Source organism: Serratia sp. GW822-FHT06D09 (genome assembly GCF_058799515.1).
The window spans coordinates 334,904-346,084 of sequence record NZ_JBXALO010000002.1; the positions used below are offsets into that span (position 1 = coordinate 334,904).

Annotated in this window: 9 protein-coding genes; 8 read left to right on the forward strand and 1 reads right to left on the reverse strand. The window is 50.8% G+C overall.

What is annotated here, in order from left to right:
* Positions 1 to 231 precede the first annotated feature (231 nt).
* From udk to dcuC, 4 genes are all read left to right on the forward strand, one after another.
* Entirely contained in the window at positions 232 to 873 is a 642-nt protein-coding gene (gene udk, locus AC1RKG_RS05395; protein ID WP_020826003.1) for a uridine kinase, read from the forward strand.
* Between the two features lie 125 nt (positions 874 to 998).
* Positions 999 to 1,580, forward strand: a complete 582-nt coding sequence (gene dcd, locus AC1RKG_RS05400) for a dCTP deaminase (RefSeq protein ID WP_012006010.1) — start codon at positions 999 to 1,001, stop codon at positions 1,578 to 1,580.
* 44 nt (positions 1,581 to 1,624) lie between these two features.
* Positions 1,625 to 3,460: an outer membrane assembly protein AsmA gene (asmA, locus tag AC1RKG_RS05405; protein WP_128864035.1), complete on the forward strand. Its 1,836-nt coding sequence runs from the start codon at positions 1,625 to 1,627 to the stop codon at positions 3,458 to 3,460.
* A gap of 193 nt (positions 3,461 to 3,653) precedes the next feature.
* Entirely contained in the window at positions 3,654 to 5,012 is a 1,359-nt protein-coding gene (dcuC, locus tag AC1RKG_RS05410; protein WP_122077902.1) for an anaerobic C4-dicarboxylate transporter DcuC, read from the forward strand.
* A 28-nt stretch (positions 5,013 to 5,040) separates the two neighbouring features.
* On the opposite strand, the gene AC1RKG_RS05415 is transcribed toward dcuC, so the two are convergent.
* The gene (locus tag AC1RKG_RS05415) at positions 5,041 to 6,627 is read right to left on the reverse strand and encodes a TerC family protein (RefSeq protein WP_128864037.1); all 1,587 of its coding nucleotides are present in this window, start codon (positions 6,625 to 6,627) and stop codon (positions 5,041 to 5,043) included.
* A gap of 681 nt (positions 6,628 to 7,308) precedes the next feature.
* Here AC1RKG_RS05415 and galU point away from each other — a divergent pair.
* The 4 genes from galU to AC1RKG_RS05435 all read left to right on the forward strand — a co-directional run bounded on the left by galU (position 7,309) and on the right by AC1RKG_RS05435 (position 11,176).
* Positions 7,309 to 8,208: a UTP--glucose-1-phosphate uridylyltransferase GalU gene (gene galU, locus AC1RKG_RS05420; protein WP_493182303.1), complete on the forward strand. Its 900-nt coding sequence runs from the start codon at positions 7,309 to 7,311 to the stop codon at positions 8,206 to 8,208.
* Between the two features lie 44 nt (positions 8,209 to 8,252).
* Positions 8,253 to 9,140 (forward strand): sugar phosphate nucleotidyltransferase, encoded by an 888-nt coding sequence (locus tag AC1RKG_RS05425; RefSeq protein ID WP_187962562.1) that lies wholly within the window; start codon positions 8,253 to 8,255, stop codon positions 9,138 to 9,140.
* 450 nt (positions 9,141 to 9,590) lie between these two features.
* Positions 9,591 to 10,727 carry a polysaccharide export protein gene (locus tag AC1RKG_RS05430; protein ID WP_187962563.1) on the forward strand — a complete coding sequence of 379 codons (1,137 nt, stop codon included), beginning with the start codon at positions 9,591 to 9,593 and terminating at the stop codon, positions 10,725 to 10,727.
* Positions 10,728 to 10,741: 14 nt separating this feature from the next.
* Complete coding sequence (locus tag AC1RKG_RS05435; protein WP_182821038.1) at positions 10,742 to 11,176, forward strand: arsenate reductase/protein-tyrosine-phosphatase family protein; 435 nt, start codon at positions 10,742 to 10,744, stop codon at positions 11,174 to 11,176.
* The last annotated feature ends 5 nt before the right edge of the window (positions 11,177 to 11,181 follow it).

Genomic DNA, 11,181 nt, shown 5'->3' on the forward strand with positions numbered 1-11,181 from the left:
TAAAATACAGCACCCCATGGGTAGGATGATGAGCAAGCAGGGGAGTTTATCTCGTGACGCCCAATTGCCCTAGACGCAATAATCTTAAAACGTTGCAAGCACCGTTGTGGCGAAATAACTGCAGATAGCAACCACCAGCGCCAATATAGTCTGGCGCAATGCCCGCTAACTCCCTATAATTGTCGCGTTTTAGTCCCCCCCTTCACACTACGAAATCAGGTCTTTAATTTTATGACTGACAAGCCGCATCAGTGCGTCATTATTGGTATCGCCGGCGCATCTGCCTCCGGAAAAAGCCTTATCGCCAGTACGTTGTATCGTGAGCTTCGCGATCAGGTTGGCGATGAACATATCGGCGTTATTCCTGAAGACAGTTACTACAAAGACCAGACACACCTGACCATGGAAGAACGGGTCAAAACAAACTATGACCACCCGAGCGCCATGGATCACAATCTGCTGTTCCAGCATCTGCAAATGCTGAAATCGGGCAGGGCGATAGAGTTACCTTTGTATAGCTACACCGAACACACGCGCAAAAAAGAGACTGTTCACCTGGAACCGAAAAAGGTGATTATTTTGGAAGGGATCCTGCTGTTAACGGACATCCGTTTACGTCAGGAAATGAACTTCTCGATCTTTGTCGATACGCCGCTGGATATTTGCTTGATGCGTCGTATGAAGCGCGACGTGAATGAGCGTGGTCGTTCAATGGATTCGGTAATGGCGCAATACCAGAAAACCGTTCGTCCGATGTTCCTGCAGTTTATCGAACCTTCCAAACAATATGCCGACATTATTGTCCCTCGTGGCGGCAAAAACCGCATTGCGATCGATATTCTGAAAGCCAAAATCAGCCAATTCTTTGAATAATGCCGTTCAATGGCCGGAAAACCTGTGTTTCCGGTCAGCGGGCAACTATTTGCGCTGCGGCGTAGACCTTTCGCCCGTTGTGTGGCAATTTTTGTTTTAGTGACACGCCTGATGGAGATAAAGAAATGAGACTGTGCGACCGTGATATAGAAGCCTGGCTGGATTGCGAAAAGCTGGTGATTTCACCGCGTCCGCCGATTGAGCGTATTAACGGGGCCACAGTGGATGTCCGTTTAGGCAATCAGTTCCGCGTGTTTCGCGGCCACACCGCCGCGTTTATCGATCTCAGTGGGCCGAAAGACGAAGTCAGTGCCGCATTGGATCGCGTGATGAGTGATGAAATCGTTCTGCCAGAAGGCGAAGCCTTCTTCCTGCATCCGGGCGAACTGGCGCTGGCGGTGACGCTGGAGTCGGTAACGCTGCCAAACGATCTGGTGGGGTGGCTGGACGGGCGTTCTTCTCTGGCGCGCCTGGGATTAATGGTGCACGTTACCGCACACCGTATCGACCCAGGCTGGCAGGGCCGAATTGTTCTGGAGTTCTATAATTCAGGTAAGCTGCCATTGGCATTACGCCCGGGCATGCTGATTGGCGCGCTGAGTTTTGAACCGCTTTCTGGGCCGGCGGCACGTCCTTACAACAGCCGGCAGGATGCAAAATACCGCGATCAGCAGGGTGCGGTAGCCAGTCGAATCGACAAGGACTAACAGCGCTGGAAGCACTGTCGGTGGGGCGTTGACAAGAGGATGGCATGAGAAGATTACTGACGACTTTGGTGATTTTGCTGGTGGTGCTGGTGGCGGGAATGTCTGCGCTGGTGCTGTTGGTTAATCCGAATGATTTTCGCGCCTATATGGTCACGAAGGTCGAACAAAAGAGCGGTTATCATCTGACGTTGGACGGTGAGCTGCGCTGGCACATCTGGCCACAGCTCAGTATCCTTGCAGGGCGCATGACGCTGACAGCCCCCGGAGCCACTGCGCCGGTGGTGAGCGCCGACAACATGCGGCTGGATGTCAAACTGCTGCCGTTGTTATCGCATCAGCTGTTTGTGAAACAGGTGATGTTGAAAAACGCCGTTATCCGCCTGACGCCCGACAGTGAAGAGCAGACCCAACCTGACGCACCGATCGCCCCCGCGGGCCATTCCGAAGAGTCGGCAGAGGCGCCGTGGAAATTTGATATCGATAATCTTCGCGTGGTGGACAGTCTGCTGATCTGGCAGCGTGCCAACAACGAGCAGATTAACGTTCGCGATATCAACCTCACCCTGCAGCAAAATGCCAAACGCCAGGCGCAAATGGAACTTTCCAGCCGGGTGAACCGCAATCAGCGCGATCTGAGTTTCAGTATGGCGGCGGATATCGATTTGCAGCAATTTCCACGACGCATTGCCGCCAATGTGAGCCAGTTCAGTTATCAACTGGAAGGTGCTGACATTCTGGCCGGCGGTATTAAGGGCGAAGGCAGCGCTCAGGTGGTATATCAGCAAACGCCACAGCAAGTCGCACTAAGCCAGCTTAGCGTTAGCGCAAATGACAGCACGTTCACCGGTGACGCCGACATTAAGTTCGGTGAAATCCCGGCCTACACGCTTAACCTGGCGTCCACTGTGCTTAATTTGGATACATTTACCGGTTGGCAAGCCAGCAGTTCACAAGCTCAGCCATCACAGGTTGTGACCTCAGCGCCGGTCATAGCCAGCCAAATGGACGATCCTCAGCACAATCTTGAGGTGCTGCGAGATTTTAATGCTCAACTCAATTTAAGCGTGGATCAACTGACTTATCGCGGCATGAACATTGCCCATTTGGTGCTGCAAGCGGATAACCGGCAGGGGTTGTTGACATCTCATTCGCTCTCTGGACAGTTGGCTGGCGGTGATTTTGCGTTGCCAGGGACGTTGGACGCACGGGGGAGCCGCCCGGTCATCACGGTGCAGCCGGTTGTGAAACAGGTTGAACTTGGCACCGTTTTGAAAGCGTTCGAGATGCCACAGGTGTTGACCGGCAAATTCAGCATGCAGGGGGATTTAACCGGCGATCGCTTTACCTCACAGTCATTTGAACGACGCTGGCAGGGCACGGCTCAGATGACGATGCAGGACGCGCAGTTGCATGGTCTGAATATTCAACAGTTGATTCAGCAAGCGGTGGCGCGTAACGACAGCAGCGTACGCGGGCAAGACGAATATCAACGTTATACCGAAGTGAAACAACTGTCGGCGAAAGCCAGCCTTAATCGGGGCACGGTAAAAATTACCGAGCTGGGCGCAGATTCCCCATTGTTGAACCTGAGTGGCGGCGGTACCGTGGATATGCCGGGCAAACAGTGCGATATGGCGCTTAATGTCCGGGTAACCGGCGGTTGGCAGGGACGCGACGATCTGATCCAACAACTGCAGAAAACGCCGATCCCACTGCGGGTTTATGGCCCGTGGAACCAGCTTAACTACCAATTGCAGGTCGATCAGATATTGCGTAAAACGCTGCAGGACCGGGCGAAGGACGCGTTGAACAAATGGGCAGAAAAGAACCAGGATTCACGCGAAGGGCAGGATCTGAAAAAGCTGCTCGATAAACTCTAATCTTAACGATGCGGGTCGGTTCTCGGCCCGCATTTTTGATAAACCCCGTAAAGTGTTTCTCCCCCCAATAATTTCCTCCCGTAACATTGACGAACATCATGATGCATTTGACTGAGTTTGTGCAGAGTGTGCGCAGTAAGGCGATTTATACGCTTTGGCATGGTCAATAACGATAATGATAAGTTGAGGGAATATGATAGAGCTTCTGATTGGGGCGGTCGTCGCGGCGGGCGTTGGCCGCTACATCATCAAGGGTTACTCCGCTACCGGAGTGTTGATGGTGGGGGGCTTATTGCTGTTGGCAATCAGCGCCCTGATGGGCAAAAGCCTGTTGCCTGCCAGTGCTGCCACTACCGGGTGGCGTGCGACTGACATCATCGAATACGTCAAAATCTTGCTGATGAGTCGCGGTGGCGATCTTGGCATGATGATTATGATGCTGTGTGGCTTTGCAGCTTATATGACGCACATTGGTGCTAATGATGTGGTCGTAAAGCTGGCCTCACGTCCATTGCAGATGATCAACTCTCCTTATCTTTTAATGGTGGCAGCCTACTTTGTCGCTTGCCTGATGTCACTGGCGGTATCATCTGCTACCGGCCTGGGCGTATTGCTGATGGCAACGCTATTCCCGTTGATGGTTAATGTCGGCATCAGCCGCGGTGCAGCGGCGGCTATCTGCGCTTCGCCTGCGGCGATTATCCTGGCGCCAACCTCCGGTGATGTGGTATTGGCCGCCAAGGCAGCGGAAATGCCGCTGGTCGATTTTGCTTTTAAAACCACTTTGCCCATTTCCATTGCGGCCATTGTCTGCATGGCCATCGCGCATTTCTTCTGGCAACGCTATCTGGACAAAAAGGGCAACGAACAGCATCACATTATGGATGTGAGTGAAATCACTACTCACGCACCGGGGTTCTACGCCGTGCTGCCTTTCACCCCCATCCTCGGGGTGTTGGTATTTGACGGTAAATGGGGGCCGGAACTGCATATCATCACCGTGTTGGTCGGGTGCATGTTACTGGCAGCGGTAATCGAATTCTTGCGCAGTTTTAGCGCCAAACAGGTGTTCACGGGATTGGAGGTTGCTTATCGCGGTATGGCGGATGCTTTTGCCAGCGTCGTGATGCTGTTGGTGGCAGCCGGCGTTTTCGCACAGGGGCTTAGCACCGTCGGATTTATCAGCGGGCTGATCAGTCTGGCGCAGTCGTTCGGTACCGGTGGCATTATCATGATGCTGGTACTGGTGGTGATTACCATGCTGGCAGCCATGACGACCGGTTCGGGGAACGCACCTTTCTATGCTTTCGTTGAGCTCATTCCCAAGTTGGCGGCGCAGATGGGGGTTAATCCGGCTTATCTGGTGATCCCGATGCTGCAGGCTTCAAATCTGGGGCGCACCCTGTCGCCGGTATCTGGCGTGGTGGTTGCGGTGTCCGGTATGGCTAAGATCTCGCCTTTCGAAGTGGTAAAACGCACTTCGGTGCCGGTGATTGTCGGGTTAATCGTGGTGATTGTGGCGACGGAGCTGCTGGTTCCCCAGCATTTATAAAAGGGGCCGGGTCATACCCGGCCAGGCTTTACACCTCGTAGTCCGGCTCGGGCACCGACAGCGGGGTGATTTTCACTTTCAAGATACGGTGGCTGCTGACTTCCAGCGGTTCGAACAGGTAGTCACCGATCCGCAACTGCTCGCCTTCCTGAGGAATACGCTGGCTGTGCTCCATCAACAGGCCGGCCAGCGTGTGATACTCACGCTTGTCTTCCAACGGCAACGGCAGATACAACACCAAATCTTCCAGTGGCATATAGCCGTTGGCGGTCCAACTGCCATCCTCATTTTGCTGGATATCATGCCGGGCATCCACTTCCTCACCGGCTTCCGGCAGGTTACCGGCGATGGTTTCCATCACATCGGTCAGCGTGACGATCCCTTCCACCGAGCCGAACTCATCGACCACAAAGGCAAAATGCGTCTGCGCCTGACGGAATTGTTCCAGCGCGCTCAGCAGGGTTAACTGCTCGGGGAAGATCAGCGGTTGCAGCACCAGCGCGCGTAAATCTAGCGGGGCCTGGGTAAGCTGTTGTTTCAACACGTCAATGGTGTGAATAACGCCGAGCGGTTCATCACTGGCGCTGTTTTCCACCACCACGATGCGCGTATGCTGATTTTTTTCCAGCAGTTGGGTCAGCTTTTCCTGTGGGTCATTCAGCTCAAGGTATTCCACATCATGGCGGGAAGTCATAATGCTGCTTACCGTACGCTGGGCCATGCCCAACACGCGTTCGATCATATGGCGTTCTTGCTGATTGAAAATCTCGCCGCTCTCACTGTCGCTGTCGGCCAGCAGGTTGGCTGAGTGGCTGTCGACTTCCGCTTCTTCATGTTTGCCGCTCAGCATGCGCAGCACGGCCTCTGCCGTCCGTTCGCGCAATGGTCGCACTTTGGAAAGAAAGCGGCGCCGATTGAACTGCGACAGCTGGTTCAACGCTTCGATCATCACCGAGAAGCCAATTGCAGCGTACAAATAGCCTTTTGGAATATGGTAGCCGAAGCCCTCGGCGACCAGGCTAAAGCCGATCATCAGCAAGAAGCTCAGGCACAGGATAACGATTGTCGGGTGGGCGTTGACGAAGCGTGTTAAGGGCTTGCTGGCCAGCAACATCAAGCCGATAGCGATACAAACCGCAATCATCATGACGGCGAGGTGATCAACCATACCGACGGCAGTGATCACCGAGTCGAGCGAGAATACGGCATCCAACACCACGATTTGCGCCACCACCGGCCAGAAACGGGCACCCTTGCGCGAGCCATGTTGCTCTTCATCTTTACCCTCCAGCCGTTCGTTAAGCTCCATCGTGGCTTTGAACAGCAGGAAGATCCCCCCAATCAGCATGATAAGGTCGCGACCGCTAAATGGATGTCCGGCGGCAAAAAACAGCGGTTGGGTCAGCGTAGCCAACCATGAGATGGAGGCCAACAGGGCCAAACGCATCAGCAATGCCAGTAACAGGCCTACGACGCGAGCCTTATCTCTCTGATGTTTAGGTAATTTTTCCGCCAGAATGGCGATAAAGATAAGGTTGTCTATACCCAGAACGATTTCCAGCACGACCAGAGTGGCCAGGCCGGCCCAAATTGTTGGATCCGCGATCCATTCCATACGCCCAATTTCACCTGTAAGTTCGACGGCTTATGCCGCCAGTGAATGATGGGTGTTGCACCGGGAAAATTCAACTTTAAAACCATGGCCTGGAAGGCTAAGGATGCAACATGACGGCAATCACTAAAATAATGCATAAAAAATCACCCCGTTGAAGGGCATTCGGAATGAACTGTGGCGAGAAATAGGTGGTTTTCGGAAAAGAGAGTCCCTGGCCGGAGCATGGCATCAGACGCCTGATGATAAAATCAGCGTTAGTATAAATTTTAAAAATCAATCCGTTATAGGTTTGGCTGGCTGCTACACTTTGTTCAGTCTGCTCCAGTGGGTAGTCTTATTCTGAAAAGGGCATCCAACGGGTATCTTAGGCTTGTATCGATAAGGTAATAGTATAAGAATCTTAGCCACATAAACATTTACAAGTATCATCGTTTGGTTATAAGGGCGTATTTATTTTGTTTTTTCTGTGATCTACCTATCGCTTAACAAACGAATACGGCCCCTAATTTACATCAAAGTGAGATTGGAACCCCCAATCAACCCATAGAGAACGATGACAGTGCACTGGTAGCTGAAAGCCAGGGGCGGTAGCGTGTCCAAATCATACGGCCCCGGTTTCGTAAATATCTGGAAACAGGCTTAAGTCGGCTACGTTATAGTTATTAGATTGTGGATAAAAAAATGCAAAAGAGACTGAAGGCTGTGATCCCTGTAGCTGGCCTGGGAACCCGTATGTTGCCGGCGACAAAAGCTATTCCTAAAGAAATGCTGCCGGTGGTCGATAAACCACTGATTCAGTACATTGTGAATGAGTGTGTGGCGGCCGGGATCAAAGATATTGTGTTGGTCACCCACTCCTCCAAAAATGCGATCGAAAACCACTTCGATACCTCGTTTGAGCTTGAGGCGGTTTTGGAATCGCGCGTTAAGCGCCAGTTACTGGAAGAAGTACAGACTATCTGCCCGGCAGATGTGACGGTGATGCAAGTGCGTCAGGGTCAGGCTAAAGGTTTGGGGCACGCGGTGTTGTGCGCCAAACCTATGGTAGGCGATGAGCCTTTCGTCGTTTTGCTGCCTGACGTATTGCTGGATGATTCCACGGCAGATCTGCGTAAAGAAAACCTGGCCAAGATGATCGAACGTTTTACGGAGACTGGCTTTAGCCAGATCATGGTGGAACCGGTACCGGAGCAAGACGTCTCTAAATACGGGGTTGTCGATTGCGGTGGTGCAACCTTATCTGCAGGTGAGAGTACCCCGATGACGGCGGTCGTTGAAAAGCCAGCGCTTGAAGATGCGCCTTCTAATCTGGCGGTAGTGGGACGTTATGTTCTGTCTGCCGATATCTGGCCACTGCTGGAAAAAACCTTGCCGGGCGCCGGTGATGAAATTCAGCTTACCGATGCCATTGCGGCATTGATGGGGCAGGAAACCGTTGAGGCTTTTCACATGAGCGGCAAATCACACGACTGTGGTGATAAGTTGGGTTATATGAAGGCATTCGTGCAGTATGGTCTGCGTCACAGCTCGGAAGGCGAAGGCTTTACCCAATGGTTGAAGCAGATGTTGAACAGCAAGTAAGAGTTACGGCTAAAATACGATCACAAGATCGATAGAGGATTATCATGACTAAGTTGAAAGCTGTCATTCCTGTTGCAGGTCTGGGTATGCGTATGCTGCCTGCAACCAAGGCTATTCCGAAGGAAATGTTGCCGATCGTTGATAAGCCGTTGATTCAATACATTGTCAATGAGTGCGTCGCTGCCGGGATTAAAGAGATCATCTTGGTGACGCATTCATCAAAAAATGCGATAGAAAACCATTTCGATACCTCGTTCGAATTGGAAGCGATGCTCGAAGCGCGCGTTAAGCGCCAGTTGCTGGATGAGGTGCAGTCTATTTGCCCTAAAGGGGTAACCCTGATGCATATTCGTCAGGGGCAGCCTAAAGGTTTAGGGCATGCTGTACTGTGTGCCAAACCTCTGGTAGGGGATTCACCTTTTGTGGTTCTGTTACCGGATGTCTTGCTTGACGATGCGAAAGCCGATCTGAAGAAAGACAACTTACCGCATATGATTGCTCGCTTTGAACAAACGGGCTTGAGTCAGGTGCTGGTACAGGCTGCTGATGAACATGTCCTGCATGATTACTCCGTTGTGGAATGTGAAACCAACAGTTTGCAACCCGGTGAGAGTTCGAGGATGACCTCTATTATCGAGAAACCGGGCCGTGAGGTTCAGTTGAAATCGAATTATTCTGCAGTAGGGCGCTACGTTTTGTCCGCGGATATCTGGCCACTGTTGGAGAAAACAGAGCCAGGCGCTTGGGGAAGAATTCAGCTCACAGATGCCATTGCTGAACTGTTAAAACACAAGCCGGTCGAGGCGATGGAGTTGGTGGGTGAGTCGTTTAACTGTGGCGAAAAAATGGGCTATCTGAGAGCGTTTGTCACTTACGGCTTACGCCATCCTACCCAAGGCAAAGCGTTTCGCGAATGGGCTGAAAAACTGTAACTTTAGAAAAACTAAACTATTCTAATGCTCAGCAGCGAAATCACCCTCAAACATCACATTTACTGTGTCCATTGAATCCTAAGTAATTTCGCTGTTTCATTTTTTATATTAGTATACATCCTATTACAGACTGCTTTATCGCTTGTCCTTCGGGATTTTTCTTTGTGAATCAGGTTTTAAAATGCATACAACCTTATGTTTTATAAAGATGATTATCGTAAGTGACAGTGATCAGTGTAAGCAAAGCTGAATACTTTACATCGTTAATAATAATATCTTTGTATTCATCAACAACAGATAAACGTTGTAGGTTAATTGCGATAGGTTTTACCTTCGTCTCAAGGCTACACCGTGAACCAAGGCATTTTGGTAAGGTTACAGAGTCGAAGACATGGTCGGCTAGCTTTGTAGCTTTGCGGATACATTTACTTTGAAAGTGATGATAATTTGATGGCAAAACAACAATTGAAAATGATATCACTCCTGATATCTCTCAGCGTAATCAGTGGTTGTACTGTATTTCCTGGAACCCATCTTTCTACAAGTGGAAAAGATGTAGTAAAACAAGAAGATGCAGATTTTGATATTGACAAATTAGTCAATATTTACCCAATGACACCAAAGTTACTGGACAAATTACGACCTGCCAAGATTGTGGCGCAGACTAATGGTCAGTTGGATGCCTCTTTACGGACTTATGAATACCGGATCGGTGTGGGTGATGTACTTAATGTTACAGTTTGGGATCACCCGGAACTAACCACGCCAGCAGGACAATACCGTAGTGCCAGCGATACTGGCAACTGGGTACACTCGGACGGCACCATTTTCTACCCTTACATTGGCAAGGTGAACGTGGTTGGCAAAACGGTGACTCAAATCCGCGACCAAATTGCCTCTCGCTTGGCTCAATATATCGAGAGTCCGCAGGTTGATGTCAATATTGCCGCTTTCCGTTCTCAAAAAGCGTATGTAACAGGTGAAGTGTCCAAATCAGGCCAACAGCCCATTACTAACGTACCTTTGACTGTGATGGACGCGATTAATGCCGCGGGTGGTCTGACGGAAAATGCAGATTGGCGTAATATTGTACTGACTCATAACGGCAAAGAGTCAAGTCTCTCATTGCAACAGCTGATGCAGAATGGCGATTTGACTCAGAACCGTCTGCTTTACCCGGGTGACATTCTTTATGTTCCGCGAAATGACGATTTGAAAGTATTTGTTATGGGTGAGGTCAGAACGCCAGCGACGCTTAAGATGGATCGTAGCGGCATGACTCTGACTGAAGCTCTAGGCAATACCCAAGGGATCAGCCAGGCTGCGGCCGATGCGACAGGTGTATTCGTCATTCGCCCTCTTCACGGCACTCAAGGTGAAAAGCTGGCAAACATTTATCAGCTCAACATGGCGGATGCGACTGCTTTGGTTATGGGGGCGGAATTCCACCTGCAACCTTATGACATTGTCTATGTGACAGCGGCGCCAGTAGCTCGTTGGAACCGTCTGATCGTTCAATTAGCACCAACTATTGACAGCTTCAACAATCTCACGGAAGGCGCATTGCGTGTTCGTAATTGGCCGTAGAAGGGGAGTAGGTAATGTTTGAGTCTATTCTGGTTGTCTGTGTTGGTAATATCTGCCGTTCCCCAACGGCGGAACGCTTGCTGAAACAGCATTTACCAGATAAAGAGATCGCCTCTGCCGGTATTAGTGCTTTAGTCGGTAAACCCGCCGACAAAAGTGCTATTGCCATTGCGGAAAAACACAATTTGTCGTTAGACCAGCATGAAGCGAGGCAACTGACAAAAGAAATGTGCCGGGAGTATTCGTTGATCCTGGTGATGGAAAAGGGCCATATCGATGCGGTTTGTCGACTTGTGCCGGAAGTCAGAGGGAAGACGATGCTTTTTGCTCACTGGCTGGGACAAAAAGAAGTGCCCGATCCTTACAAAAAAAGCGCAGAAGCGTTTGAATTTGTTTACCGCCTTCTTGATGATGCTGCCCAAAAATGGGCACAGGCATTAAATCGTTAACCAGA